The following is a 13,856-nucleotide window of genomic DNA, read 5'->3' on the forward strand; positions in this document are numbered from 1 at the left end:
GACCGGCTCAGGCGGCGCGCTGAGGAACCAGCGTCTCGTCCTGGAGGGCCGGAGGCTTGTCGGCCTGCCGGACCAGTTCGCTCCAGCGCACCAGTTCGAAACGGCCGTCGAAATGCTCGACGATCGCGGTGCAGCTTTCCACCCAGTCGCCGGAATTGATGTAGGTGACGCCATCGAGGTCGCGCAGCGTGGCGTGGTGGATGTGGCCGCAGATGATCCCGTCGCAATTCAAACGCTTGGCTTCCTTGGCCAGGGTTTCCTCGAAATGGCCGATGAAGCTGACGGCGTTCTTCACCTTGAGCTTGGCCCAGGCGGACAGAGACCAGTAGGACATGCCGAGGCGCCGGCGAATGGCGTTCAGCCAGGTATTCACACCCAGGGCCGTGACATAGGCCCAGTCGCCGAGCAGGGCCAGCCACTTGGCGTGGCGCACCACCACGTCGAAGGCATCGCCATGCATTACTAGGTAGCGCTTGCCATCCGCCGCGACATGCACGGTCTGCTCGATGACCTCGATGCCCCCGAAGTGATGCCCGGGAAAATCGCGCAGGAATTCGTCGTGGTTGCCGGGAATATAGACCATGCGCGCACCCTTGCGGGCCTTGCGCAGCAGCTTCTGCACCACGTCGTTGTGGGCCTGCGGCCAGTACCAGCCGCTTTTCAACTGCCAGGCATCGACGATGTCGCCGACGAGGTAGATCGTCTCGGCGTCATAGGCGCGCAGGAAGTCCAGCAGCATGCCGGCCTGGCAGCCACGCGTCCCCAGATGCACATCCGAGATAAAGAGCGCTCGGTAGCGCGTGCCTTCGCTGTCGCTGTTCATGGCACCATCCTCGCCTGGCCCAAAAAACCTGTCGTCGAAACGAAGCATGAGAACGCGGCGCTTGCTTTGATGCGCTTTGCTGCAGACATCAGCGAAATCGACGACGCATCCTGATTGTCACAAACACGATTCAGTTCATGGTTTTATGACAGGCGACATGTCCGAGGGGGATCGCTGCCCATTCGCCCGCTTTTTCTCTGATGGCGTCTTGAGCCGAGACGAAAACAGCTCGATTTGCAAAGACACGCCGAAACAAAGACTTGCAGCAAACAGGCATTCACTCATGAGGGCCTTTCGCTCTAGTGATAGGCAACCCACAGCACGATGGCACCAAGCACAATGCGGTAGATGATGAAGGGCCAGGTCGAAAAGCGCTCGAGGATGCGCATCAGTCCCCAAAGGGCGGCAAAAGAGGAAATCGCCCCGACCACCAGGCCCACCAGGAGGATCAGCCAGCCTTCAACGGAGAGATGGGCACGCAGAAGCGTGGCGATTTCGTGCAGGCCGGCCAGGGCAATCGCGGGAATGCCCAGAAGGAAGGAAAAGCGTGCCGCCTCCTCGCGCGAGAAACCGCAGAACAGCGACGCCGTCAGGGTCGAGCCGGACCGCGACACGCCGGGGATCAGGGCGCCCACCTGAGCGAGCCCGACGATCAGGGCATCGCGCAATCGCATGTCCTCGACCCGGCGCCGATGGCGAGCCAGGAGTTCGGCAGCAGCGAGCAGGCCGCCCATGACAAGGCAGGCAAGGCCGATCACAGGCAGGGCCCGCAGGGGACTGTCGCAACGATTGAGCGTTGGCGCGAGCAGCAGGCCGGCCAGCACGATCGGCACCGTACCCAGCACCACGCCGACCGCCAGGCGAAATTTCGGGGACATCCAATCCCCTGTCCGCACGGCCGCCAGCGATCCCAGGGTGATCGAGCGGATATCCGTCCAGAAATAGCAGACCACCGCGCACAGGGCCGCAAGCTGCATGGCCGCGGAGAAGGCCGAGCCGGGATCCTGCCAGCCAAGCAGGGCCGGCACCAATCGCATATGGGCCGTGGAGGAGATCGGCATCAACTCGGTGATACCCTGGACGACGCCGAGGAAAGCGACCTTTGCCACCCCCAAAGTCATGAAGCCGGTGTCGACGCCTTCGGTGCAAGCGCCATTCATTCCACACCTCGAAGATTGCGCCCGGCCCAGCACGCGCGCCCACAAAGCTTTCGATCACGGCAACTTTGCGGCAGGCTAGCGTCGCCGATGAAATTGCGGTGCGCTTCATGTGACGGCGTGTTGCCGCTGCGGCGAGCGGCAAGATTAAATCGGACACAACTTCGGCTTGTACCCTTGAAGCTGCCCCCAGCCACCCCCAATTGCTCGGGTGCTGGGTTGCAACATGGGAGAGGATAATGACCTCTTGTTCTACGCGTGGCCGCTGGCATCCGCTTCATGTCGTGGCGGTCATCGCCGGCTTTCTGATCTGGTGGCCGCTTGGCCTGGCGGCGCTGGCCTATTTCATCTGGGGCGACCGCTTTCCCCGGGAAAAGGTGCGTGAAGGCTTCGAGCGGGCCAAGGCGGAATTCGCCGGCTTCTCGCGTGATCAGCGCAGCTATGCCGGCCAGGGCTGGTCGGCCACCGGCAATGCCGCTTTCGACGATTATCGCCGCGAGACGCTGCGCCGCCTGGAAGAGGAGCGCCGGCGCCTCGAGGAAGAAGGTCGCGCCTTCGCCGAATTCGTCACCAATCTGCGTCGTGCCCGCGACAAGGAAGAGTTCGATCGCTTCATGGCCGAGCGCAATGCCGCACGCAATGGTGGCGAGGGACACTCCGCCTGATCCCGAGAGCAAGGCGCGTTTGGGCGGGAGCGATGTAGACCAAGCAGGTCGCACCTTGCTCAGGCCACCAATGTTTCCAAACCGATCACGAGGCCCGCACAGCCCAGCTGTGCGGGCTTTGTCATGTGCCGGGCTTGGGGACGACAGGCTTGGACGCAACCTTCGCGAAACCCGCGAAGGACTATCCGTTCTTTCTGCGCAAAGCGCGCTTCCACCGCATTTTGCCCGCAGATTGGGGGGTGCATTCCCTCTTCTCGACATGATTCCAACCATTCATCTGACAAATATTGGTGTGGCATCCCACACAATGCTTGCGACCGCCCCCCCGATCGGGCATGGTCCGCACCGGCCGGCTGATGGCATTTGCCTCGCGAGGACCGGCTTTCAGGATCGATAATTTCAACGACAGCCGAAGGGCTGCAACTTTCGTCTAAAGGACCCCACAATGAAGCTGGTACGGTTTGGCGTGCCGGGCTCTGAAAAGCCCGGTTTGATCGATGCGGATGGCAAGATCAGGGACTTGTCGGCCCATGTCGCCGATTGGAAGGGCGATGCCCTCTCGCCGCAGTCTTTGGCCCGGATCGCCGCCCTTGCGCCAACCTCGCTGCCGGAAGTGACCGGTAATCCGCGCCTGGGCTCCTGCGTCGCCCGGCCCGGCAACTTCATTGCGGTCGGCCTGAACTATGCCGACCATGCGGCCGAGAGCAACATGCCGATTCCCAAGGAGCCGGTGCTGTTCAACAAGGCACCGTCCTGCGTGGTCGGCCCCAATGACGACGTCGTCATTCCGCGCGGTTCGGAAAAGACGGACTGGGAAGTGGAGCTCGCCATCATCATCGGCAGCCGCGCTTCCTATGTCGAGGAGAAGGACGCCCTCTCCTATGTCGCCGGCTATGCCGTCTGCAACGACGTCTCCGAGCGCGCCTACCAGATCGAGCGCTCCGGCCAGTGGATGAAGGGCAAGGGCTGCCCGACCTTCGGTCCGCTCGGCCCCTGGCTGGTTACCCCCGACGAAGTCGGCGACGTCCAGAACCTTTCCATGTGGCTCGATGTCGACGGCGAGCGCGTGCAGACCGGCTCGACCAAGACCATGATCTTCGGTGTCGCCCACATCGTGCACTACATCTCGCAGTTCCTGATCCTGGAACCCGGCGATGTCATCACCACCGGCACGCCTCCCGGCGTCGGTATGGGCATGAAGCCGCCGCGCTATCTCAAGCCCGGCAATGTGATGACGCTCGGCATCGAGAAGCTCGGCGACCAGCGCCAGACCACGGTGGCCTGGAGCGCCTGACCTTCCACCGCGCCTGACGGCATGACTGGCGCCCTTCCCCGCTCGATGAGAGGAAGGGTGTCAGGTGTTGAAAGGTGAGACGGCACAACATGAAAAAGCCTTCGCGCCGGCGAGAACCTGCGCGAAGGCTTTTTTATTGGAAGTTCAGCGTCTTACTTGAAGATACCAGGCTGGTTGGGTTCGCCCGGATCATCCCAGCGATAGGTCAAGCTGGCCGAAACGATGTCGACGGACGAGTCCGTCTTGGCGAAATAGGGCAATCCCACATAATGAGGGTTGCGGGCATTGAGCTTGATATCGCCGTTCACGGTGAACAGATGCGAATAGGCAAGATCGACCGAAAGCTTGTTGTTGATCTTGTAGCCCAGGCCGATCGAAGCGTGGATGCGATCACTGTCAGGTAGACGCAGATCACGATTGAAGTCGGAAATCGGCGACCATTCGTAGCCAAGGCCCGCGCGCAACGTCAGCTCCGGGCTCCAGGCATACTCACCGCCGACCGAAACGAAATAGCCATCGTCATATTTGAACGGCAGAGTCGTCACTTGGCGGCCTGTTGCAGGTCCCGATGTCGCGATGACGGGGATTATGCCGAAAGTGCTCCATTTCGTCCATTCGAAACCGGCGGAAAGCGTGAGGTCGGGCGTAACCGTCTGCGTGATGCCGATGGTCAACTGATCCGGGAGTTCCAAGTCGGCCTTGACTCCCGTCCGTCCCAGCGGAGTACGCAAATTGCCCTCCAGGTCCTGCTTGACGGACGAACGGTAACCGATGCCGATTACGGTGCCTTCCATTGGCGTCAGCGTTACACCCGCGGTGAAGCCATAGCCCCAGCTATCGCCCCGAAGAGTTGCATTTGGAGCGTTGGGAGCCGGAGAGATCGCTTGACTGAGCCGAGTCTTGAAGTACATGGCCTGGAAGCCGACGCCAACTGACAGCCAGTCCGTTACCTTATAGGCAATGTTGGGATTGATGTCGAAGGAGACGACCTTGGAGGTACGTGCGTAAACCTGCCCAGGCGCGTTGAAGGGGTTCTTGGTGACCAAGCCGAACGGCGTGTTGGTGGCAAGACCGATCCAGAGCCTGTCATTGACCTGGTAGGAGGTATAACCAGCTGCAAGGAAACTGTCCTGGCCGATATCCCCCGTCGAGGGCCAGTCCCGGGTTATGCCGCCGACACTGTATGGCTTGATGTCAGACTGCGGAAAGATGCCATTGAGGACCCACTCCGATTGCCAGCCCGGAACGAAGGTCATCGTCGCCGGGTTCCAATACATGGAGCTGAGGCCAGCCGATCCCGCCGCGACGCCGGCAAAGCCCTGGCCAAGACCAATCGTGCTCTGCTCGCGCAGCATGAAGGAGCCGGCATAGGCCTGGCTTGCCGTCAGCGAAACGCCGGCCATCAGCAGGAATGCGAGTTGGGTGTTTCTTGCCATTCGTTCCCCCATATGATGACCCGCCGCTACGGCAGGTCCGGCTGAGTAATCTCAGCTGCCTATTGCTTTTGTCTGACCACGAGCAAGTAAGTGTTGCTTGCGGACGGTTCATTCGAACTCATGATTCTTCGTACCAGAATATTCGACGCTTCGTAACGGCCGGGGTCGCCGTTTCATCGTGTTTCCGTCACACCTGTGTCTCAATTCAGCGGGGTTGTTGCGTTCCTGTAACACTCGGTTTTTACGTCAACTTGGGGCGAGAAATATGCTTTACCGAGTGAAAAACCATCCCAAAGCTCGTTGGCGCGCGACCACGCGGGTCGGGGGCACTCCGACGGCTCGATGAAAGAGGAGTGAAACACAAACGTCTCCATCATCATCTTGTTGGATGACAATACATCGCAAAGCTTAGATAATTCCCGAGAACTTCTTCAGGCGGGAGCTCGGCAATGAGCGTCATCCCTTTTCCTCGCGTCGGCCTGCAGAAAGGCCCTGCAGCCCTGTTGCCGCCCATTCCCATCTTCGATGCACGCGACAGCGGCCTGGCCCTGCACGCCCAGGCCCGCCTGGATACCGTGCGGGCGCTGCTGCGCTCCTGCCTGATCTCGATGCCGGCGGAGGCCCATGGCAAGGTGGCCGAACTCGACGCCGGCGCGCATGCCTGGCTGCTCGCCAGCCCCTCCCCCTATGTCGGCGAGATCGAGGCGATCGCCGCGCTCCTGCCGATGCCTGGCGCCTTCCTGATCAACGCAGCCTATGAGTGGGGCTGCACAACCCTGGCGGCGGCCGCTCCGGACGGACGCGGTGCCCGGCTGCTGCGGACGCTCGATTGGGATTTCGACGGTCTCGGCCGCTTCGTCGAAGTGGTCCGCCAGCGCGGCCCTGCAGGAGAATTCCTCAACGTGACTTGGCCGGGCGCCGTGGGTGTGCTGACGGCCCTGGCACCCGGCCGTTTTGCCGCCACCATCAACAAGGGCCCGACACCGGCCGGCGCGGCCAGCGCCAGCGGTGCGATCGTGCCGGATCTGTCCGGCTTGCGGCGCGGGCTGATGCCCGCCATGCACCTGCTTCGCCGCGTCTTCGAGGAGGCTCCCGATTTCGCCACCGCGCGGGACCTGATGGAACGTATACCGATCGCCGCCGAGACGATCTTCACGCTGACAGGCCTCTCGCCTGCCGAGACCTGCGTGATCGAGCGCAGGCCCGAGGCTTTCGTCACGCAGCCCGGCCCGGTCGCCGCCGCCAATGACTGGGCCAATGCGCCGAGCTGGAACAATGGGATGCTGTGCGAAAGCGACAGTCCCAGCCGCCGGCTGGCGATCGCCTCCCATGCCGGCCGGGCCATGGCGCCCTTCGCCTGGGTGGAGCCCCCCTTGCGCAATGCCATCACCCGGCTTGCCGTCGAGGCCGACGCCCGCCAGGGCAGCCTGCGTGTCCGCGGCTATGAGGCAACACCGGACCGCAGCGATGCCATGCCCGTCACTGCCGACCTTGAGCTGCAGGTCTGACGACAGCGCTGGCGGGAAACACGCGCACTCGCGTCACCATAGAAGAAGGGGCGGACCGTTGGCCCGCCCCTCTCCGGTGTTGCCTGTCGTTGGACTTCAGGCCGCCGCAGCGACCGTTTGCGGCGTGTCGTCGCCGCTCAACGCCGCTGCGAGCTGGGCCTTGTCGAGTTCGCCTTCCCAGCGAGCCACCACGATGGTGGCGACGGCATTGCCGACCAGATTGGTGAGGGCGCGGCATTCGGACATGAAGCGGTCGATGCCGAGGATGAGCGCCATGCCGGCAACCGGGACGGCGGGCACCACGGCCAGCGTCGCCGCCAGGGTGATGAAGCCGGCGCCGGTGATGCCAGCCGCGCCCTTCGAGCTCAGCATGGCGACGAGAAGCAGCAGGATCTGGTCGCCCCAGCTCAGCTGGATGCCGGTGGCCTGCGCGATGAACAGCGCCGCCAGGGTCATGTAGATGTTGGTGCCGTCGAGGTTGAAGGAATAGCCGGTCGGAATGACGATGCCCACCACCGACTTGCGGCAGCCGGCCCGCTCCATCTTGTCCATCAGGCTGGGAAGCGCCGCCTCGGAAGAAGAAGTGCCGAGCACCAGCAAGAGCTCTTCCTTGATATAGCGGATCAAGGCAAGGATCGAGAAGCCGTTATACCAGGCGACTGCCCCCAACACGACCAGCACGAAAAGCAGCGAGGTCAGGTAGAAGGTGCCGATCAGCATCAAGAGATTGGCGACCGAACCGATGCCATAAGCGCCGATGGTGAAGGCCATGGCGCCGAAGGCGCCGATGGGGGCGGCCTTCATCAGGATGGCGACCAGCCGGAACATGCCGCGCGAGATCGAGTTCAGCACGATCATCAGCGGTTCGGCCGCACTGCCGATCTGGGCCAGCGCGATACCGAACACCACCGAGAAGAACAGCACCTGCAACACGTCCCCGCCCGCCAGCGCGCTGATCGGGTTGTTGGGAATGATGTTCATCAGGAAGCCGGTGATGGTCTGGTCATGCGCCTTGGCGGCATAATCGGCCACTGCCTTGGGATCCAGCGTGGCCGGATTGATGTTCAGTCCTGCGCCCGGCTGCACGACATTGCCGACCAGAAGCCCAATGATCAGGGCCAGTGTGGAGAAGGTCAGGAAGTAGATGAAGGCCTTGCCGACGACACGGCCGAGCTTCTTGAGATCGCTCATGCCGGCAATGCCGGTGATCACGGTCAGCGCGATCACCGGGGTGATCACCATCTTCACCAGCTTGATGAAGGCGTCGCCCAGCGGCTTCAGGGACTTGCCGATATCGGGATAGAAATGACCGAGCAAAATCCCCAGCGCGATCGCGACAAGGACCTGGAAATAGAGGTTTGCATAGAAGGGGCGCTTGCGCGGAGCTTCTGCCTTGGGCGTCTCGCTGAGGGCGATCATCTGTTCCTCCGTGGGGCCTTGGCAGGCAGCCTGGCCCATGGGTTTCCTCGACGCCGCTTTCTGCTAGCGGCTTCCCTGTGAACAGCAAGTCTCGTGCCAACCTTCCAAGATATTGATATTGCTTGCCTTCACGATTCTTACCCGATGACGGCGCCGGCAGCATTGAGCGAAGTCCCGCACATCGACCTTGCTCTTGTGCGGATTTCCGCACATGCTCGATATGAAGGATGACAGCGGAAACCGATGAGCGGAGCGGCACAAAGACGGCGAAGGCGACGGATCGAATGGCTGATTTTTGCTGCCCTCAGCCTGGCAAGCCTGGCACTCTCCGTCTGGCTCGCCGGCAATTACGGCACGCGCCAGGCCGCCGACGCCCTCAGGGCCCAGGCTGCCGGCAGCGCCACGCTGGATATCGCGGTCCTGCGCAGCGAGCTGGAAAAACAGCGCACGCTTTCCCTGGTGCTGTCGCGCGATCCCGATGTGCTTACTACCTTGAGCACGCCGGATACGGCCCATATCGGCGCCATGAACGCCAAGCTCGAAAGCCTGAACGCGGGCGCGCGCTCGGCCGTGATCTATCTGATCGACCGCACGGGCCTGGCGATCGCCTCCTCCAACTGGAAGGAGGACATCAGCTTCGTCGGCACCAACTATGCCTTCCGCCCCTATTTCACCGAAGCCGTGGCCAAGGGTGATACCGAGCATTTCGCCCTCGGTACCGTCAGCCAGCGGCCCGGCCTCTACATCGCCCGACGCATCGACGGCCCAGGCGGCATGCAGGGCGTCATCGTGGTCAAGGTGGAGTTCTTCTCGGTCGAGGAAGACTGGCATCGCTCGGGCGCCATCGTCTACGTCACCGACCCTCGCGGCATCGTGCTGCTGACCAGCCAGCCGGAATGGCGTTTCATGGCGCAGGCCCCGATCACCGCCGAGGAGGCAGCCAAGATCCGCGCCTCTCTGCAATTCGGCGACTCGCCACTGGCCGTCTTGCCGATCCGGCGCAGCCAGGCGGCGACGCCGGGCGCGGACTTCGTCTCGCTGCGCGGCAGCGGACTGCATCTTGCCAGCGCAAGCGAGGTCCCTTCCACGAATTGGCAGCTGCATCTGCTCGAGCCCGCCGCACGAGCGCTTGCGGCCGGCGCCGCGACCTTGCGCTCCATCACCTTTGCCGTGGTCGGCGCCATTCTGGTCCTGCTCGGCATTCTGCTGCACAGGCGCCAGCGGGCGATCGCGCGCACCGCCGAACTCACCGAGGCCCAGATCGAGCTCGAGCATCGCGTCGAGGCGCGCACGCTCGACCTCAGCCAGAGCAACGCCCTCCTCTCGGCCGAGATCGACGAGCGCCGCAAGGTCGAGGCCAAGCTGCAGACCGCGCGGGACGAACTCACCCAGGCCAACCGCCTTGCGATCCTCGGCCAGATCACGGCGGGCCTTGCGCATGAGGTCAATCAGCCGGTCGCCGCCATCCGCAGTTTCGCCGACAACGCCGCCATTTTCCTCGATCGCAGCGAGCCGCAGCCAGCACGCCAGAACCTGGCGACCATTGCCGGGCTGACCGAGAAGATCGCCGACATCATCGCGCAACTGCGCCGCTTTGCCCGCAAAGCCAGTGGCGATGTCGGTCCGGTTGCCTTGCAGGACGTGCTCGACGGCGCACTGCTGCTCGTAGGCATCAGGGCACGGCGCCAAGGGGCCGAGATCGAGGTCGAGCCGGTCGCCGAGGATCTCCAGGTGGCTGCCAATCGCGTTCGGCTCGAGCAGGTGCTCGTCAATCTCCTGCAGAATGCCCTGGAAGCGTTGGAGGGACGGTCCGAGCAAACAATCCAGATCGGCGTCGCCTGCGAGGGCGAATTGGTCCGGCTCGTCGTCGCCGACAACGGCCCCGGCCTCGCGCCGGAGGTAACGGCCAACCTCTTCACGCCCTTCACCACCACGAAAGCCGGCGGACTCGGCCTCGGGCTGGTGATTTCCAAGGACATCGTAGAGGAATTCGGTGGCCGTCTCGAGGTCGAAAGCCAGCCGGGACAGGGCTGCCGCTTCCTGGTGACATTGAAGCGAGCCGAGAAAGAAGGATGAACGGCATGGGCAACACTTTGGTATTCCACTCCGTTCGGCCTCCGACTCTCGCCATTGCAAGCGTAGCGAAGCAATCCAGTCCTTCGCAGAGAGCCGAGACTGGATTGCTTCGCTACGCTTGCAATGACGGCTCGTCCGCGTGCCTTCTCCCGACGAGATACGCACCATGAGCATCGACACCCCCCGGCCTGTTGCCTTCGTCGACGACGATGCCGTCCTGCGCGAAGCCAATGCCCAGACGCTGCGGCTTGCCGGCTTCGAGCCTTTCCTGTTCGAATCCGCCGTCGAGGCCCTGAAGGCCATCGACGAGCGCTTTCCGGGCGTGGTGATCACCGACCTGCGCATGCCGCGCATCGACGGCATGGAACTGTTCCGCACGCTGCGCGCCCGCGATCCCGACCTGCCGGTGATCATGATCACCGGCCATGGCGACATCGCCACTGCCGTGGAGGCGATGCGCGAAGGGGCCTATGATTTCCTGCCCAAGCCCTTCGCCTCCGACAGGTTGATCCAGAGCGTCAGGCGCGCCACCGAAAAGCGGGCGCTGGTGATGGAGAACCGGCGCCTGCGCCAGGCGGCGGAGGAGGCCCATGCCCCCTCTCCCCTGCTCGGCGATGCTCCCGCAATGGAGCGTCTGCGCGAGACGCTGAAGGCGGTGGCCGATGCCGATGTCGACGTGATGATCGTGGGCGAAACCGGTACCGGCAAGGAACTGGTGGCCGACCAACTCCACCATCTCGGCCGCCGGCGCAGCGGGCGCTTCGTCGCCCTCAATTGCGGCGCCCTGCCCGAGACGGTGCTGGAAAGCGAGCTGTTCGGGCATGAGAGCGGCGCCTTCACCGGCGCGCTGAAGAAAAGGGTTGGCCTGATCGAGCATTCCAGCGGCGGCACGCTGTTCCTGGACGAGATCGAGAGCATGCCGCTCAGCGCACAGGCCCGCCTGCTGCGCGTGCTCGAACAGCGCGAAATCACGCCGCTCGGTTCCAATACGGCCCGGCAGGTCGATCTGCGCGTGGTCGCCGCCGCCAAGAGCGATCTCGGTTCCTCCGCGCACAAAGCGAGCTTCCGCGAAGACCTGTTTCACCGGCTCAATGTGGTGACGCTGCGCATTCCGCCCCTGCGCGAACGGCAAGAGGATGTGCCCTTGCTGTTCGCCGTCTATCTCGACCGGGCCTGCCGGCGCTTCCAACGAGAGGTACCGATGCTGACACCGGCCGTGCGCCATCACCTCGCCAGCCACGACTGGCCCGGCAATGTGCGCGAGATCGTGCATTTCGCCGAACGCGTAGCGCTGGGCCTCGCCGAGATCGACCTCGCCGCGACGGGGAAAGCCTCCCCTCCTTCGGCCGGGCCGCAAGGCGCCTCCCTGCCCGAACGCCTGGAGCGCTACGAGGCCGACCTCATCCGCGAGGTTCTCACCCAGCACAAGGGGGATGTCCGGGCCAGCCTCGAAGCCCTCGGCATCCCGCGCAAGACATTCTACGACAAGCTGACGAAATACGGCATCAACCGCGCGAGCTTCGAAGCGGAAGAACCATAATCTGCGGGTGCACGGGCATCCTGCCCGTTCTTTCCTTCCAGAGTGCGTCGCATTTCCAAGAGCGGGCAAGATGTCCGCGCAGCCCGAAACACAACGGCCCTCCCCACTGTCGCGGGAAGGGCCTCCATGACTTCAGGACCTGGCTATCGCCTCAGAACTGAGCCGTCTCGGTCGAATGTTCCATCGCCGTGGTCGAACTCTGGCCTTCGCCGAGAATGGTGGCGACGGCATCGAAATAGCTGGTGCCGACTTCGCGCTGGTGGCGGGTTGCAGTGAAGCCGTCGGCTTCCGCGGCGAACTCGGCCTGCTGCAGCTGCGAATAGGCGGCCATGCCATCCTGCTTGTAGCGGCGGGCGAGATCGAAGGTGGTGTAGCTGGTGTTGTGGAAGCCAGCCAGCGTGATGAACTGGTACTTGTAGCCCATCGCACCCAGCTCGCGCTGGAACGCCTTCATCGCCGCCGGATCCATATGCTTGGCCCAGTTGAACGAGGGCGAGCAATTATAGGCCAGCATCTGGTCGGGATGGACCTTGCGCACGGCTTCGGCGAAGCGCTTGGCATCCGGCAGGCTGGGCGTCGAGGTCTCGCACCAGATCAGGTCAGCATAGGGCGCATAGGCAATGCCGCGGGCGATCGCCGCCTCGAAGCCGCCCTTGAGCACATAGAAGCCTTCCGGCGTGCGCTCACCGGTGATGAAGGGCCGATCGGCCTCGTCGACATCGGAGGTGATCAGGCGGGCCGCCTCGGCATCGGTGCGGGCCATGATCAACGTGGGCACGCCCATCACGTCGGCCGCAAGGCGCGCCGCATTCAACGTCTTGATGAAGGTGCGCGTCGGCACCAGCACCTTGCCGCCGAGATGGCCGCACTTCTTCTCCGAGGCGAGCTGGTCCTCGAAATGCACCGCGGCGGCGCCGGCCTCGATCATCGCCTTCATCAACTCATAGGCATTGAGCTGTCCGCCGAAGCCGGCCTCGGCATCGGCGATGACGGGCACGAAATAATCGAGCTGCTCGCCGCCCTTGCCGTCGACGCGCTCCATGGTCTGGATCTGGTCGGCACGCTGCAGGGCCTTGTTGATGCGGCGCACCACCGAGGGCACGCTGTCGACTGGATAGAGGCTCTGGTCGGGATACATGTTGCCCGAGGTGTTGGCATCCGCCGCCACCTGCCAGCCGGACAGATAGATCGCCTCGAGACCGGCCTTGACCTGCTGCACCGCCTGGTTGCCGGTGAAGGTACCGAGCGTCGGCACATAGTCGCGCTTGTGCAGCAGCTCCCACAGGCGCTTGGCACCATTCTCGGCCAGCGTATGGCGGATCGGCAGCGACCCGGCGAGCCGCTCCACGTCACGCGGCGTGTAGTTGCGGCGGACGTTGCGCCAGCGATCCGGCGCCCATTCCGGGGCGGGGAAGGTCTCGGCGGGGCGGTTCTTCTGGGTATCGAGCATCACAAAGTTCCTAACGTGGAGACGTGTAAAGAGATTGACGGTGACAGCATCCCTGCCTGCCTTGGTGCTGCGCCACCTGCTGGCAAGGAAAGGCCGGCTGTCGCCACGACCATGCTGCGGTCGTGGCCGAGATACCGGCGGTCCTACGGCTCAATTGCGCCGGGTGCGGGTGAAGGTGGCGGCGATCATCGACTGCCCATCGAACATGTGTTCGGAAGCGCCGCCGCCGACGCGGGTGAAGCGATGCCGGCCGATCTTGTGGACGATCGAGAAGTCCCGATCCGCCAGTCCCTGGGCGTGATACTCGGCGTTGATCTCGGCCATGCTGGCACCGATGATGGTGATGAATTCGTCGTGTTCGTTGCTCTGGCGCATTTGGTCCATAACACGTTCCTCCGTGCCGCGTTTCGTGTTAAGTCAATGATTGACACCGCGGCGCAATAAAGCAAGACGTATCGCAATTCCGGGGCGTCAACCGGAAAAGCGCT

At 63.4% G+C, this 13,856-nt stretch carries 11 protein-coding genes; 5 read left to right on the plus strand and 6 right to left on the minus strand.

What is annotated here, in order from left to right:
- Nucleotides 1-7 precede the first annotated feature (7 nt).
- On the minus strand, nt 8-823 hold the full coding sequence (locus ACTJKX_RS16985; protein WP_440725958.1) for a UDP-2,3-diacylglucosamine diphosphatase: 816 nt from the start codon (nt 821-823) through the stop codon (nt 8-10).
- A gap of 299 nt (nt 824-1,122) precedes the next feature.
- The gene (locus tag ACTJKX_RS16990; RefSeq protein ID WP_440725959.1) at nt 1,123-1,983 is read right to left on the minus strand and encodes an undecaprenyl-diphosphate phosphatase; all 861 of its coding nucleotides are present in this window, start codon (nt 1,981-1,983) and stop codon (nt 1,123-1,125) included.
- A 236-nt stretch (nt 1,984-2,219) separates the two neighbouring features.
- Between ACTJKX_RS16990 and ACTJKX_RS16995 the strand changes: the two genes are divergently transcribed.
- Together ACTJKX_RS16995 and ACTJKX_RS17000 are read left to right on the plus strand one after the other, a co-directional pair.
- A complete protein-coding gene (locus tag ACTJKX_RS16995; protein ID WP_311940350.1) occupies nt 2,220-2,645 on the plus strand; it encodes a DUF2852 domain-containing protein in 426 nt (141 codons plus the stop codon).
- A gap of 445 nt (nt 2,646-3,090) precedes the next feature.
- The gene (locus ACTJKX_RS17000) at nt 3,091-3,939 is read left to right on the plus strand and encodes a fumarylacetoacetate hydrolase family protein (protein ID WP_440725960.1); all 849 of its coding nucleotides are present in this window, start codon (nt 3,091-3,093) and stop codon (nt 3,937-3,939) included.
- 152 nt (nt 3,940-4,091) lie between these two features.
- Here ACTJKX_RS17000 and ACTJKX_RS17005 read toward each other — a convergent pair whose 3' ends face one another.
- Nucleotides 4,092-5,375: an OmpP1/FadL family transporter gene (locus ACTJKX_RS17005; protein WP_440725961.1), complete on the minus strand. Its 1,284-nt coding sequence runs from the start codon at nt 5,373-5,375 to the stop codon at nt 4,092-4,094.
- Nucleotides 5,376-5,824: 449 nt separating this feature from the next.
- On the opposite strand from ACTJKX_RS17005, the gene ACTJKX_RS17010 reads away from it, so the two are divergent.
- A complete protein-coding gene (locus ACTJKX_RS17010) occupies nt 5,825-6,883 on the plus strand; it encodes a hypothetical protein (RefSeq protein WP_440725962.1) in 1,059 nt (352 codons plus the stop codon).
- 96 nt (nt 6,884-6,979) lie between these two features.
- On the opposite strand, the gene ACTJKX_RS17015 is transcribed toward ACTJKX_RS17010, so the two are convergent.
- Entirely contained in the window at nt 6,980-8,302 is a 1,323-nt protein-coding gene (locus ACTJKX_RS17015) for a dicarboxylate/amino acid:cation symporter (protein WP_440725963.1), read from the minus strand.
- Between the two features lie 243 nt (nt 8,303-8,545).
- Here ACTJKX_RS17015 and ACTJKX_RS17020 point away from each other — a divergent pair, with 243 nt between their 5' ends.
- Together ACTJKX_RS17020 and ACTJKX_RS17025 are read left to right on the plus strand one after the other, a co-directional pair.
- Entirely contained in the window at nt 8,546-10,378 is a 1,833-nt protein-coding gene (locus tag ACTJKX_RS17020; protein WP_415086615.1) for a sensor histidine kinase, read from the plus strand.
- Nucleotides 10,379-10,544: 166 nt separating this feature from the next.
- Nucleotides 10,545-11,918, plus strand: a complete 1,374-nt coding sequence (locus tag ACTJKX_RS17025; protein ID WP_440725964.1) for a sigma-54-dependent transcriptional regulator — start codon at nt 10,545-10,547, stop codon at nt 11,916-11,918.
- Nucleotides 11,919-12,069: 151 nt separating this feature from the next.
- Here the strand turns inward: ACTJKX_RS17025 and aceA are convergent, their stop codons facing one another.
- Nucleotides 12,070-13,368 carry an isocitrate lyase gene (gene aceA / locus ACTJKX_RS17030; protein WP_367622527.1) on the minus strand — a complete coding sequence of 433 codons (1,299 nt, stop codon included), beginning with the start codon at nt 13,366-13,368 and terminating at the stop codon, nt 12,070-12,072.
- Between the two features lie 150 nt (nt 13,369-13,518).
- Nucleotides 13,519-13,752, minus strand: coding sequence for a hypothetical protein (locus tag ACTJKX_RS17035; protein ID WP_068298726.1), 234 nt, complete (start codon nt 13,750-13,752; stop codon nt 13,519-13,521).
- Nucleotides 13,753-13,856: the final 104 nt, after the last annotated feature.

Source organism: Labrys sp. 22185, assembly GCF_052045555.1.
Classification (GTDB): domain Bacteria; phylum Pseudomonadota; class Alphaproteobacteria; order Rhizobiales; family Labraceae; genus Labrys; species Labrys neptuniae.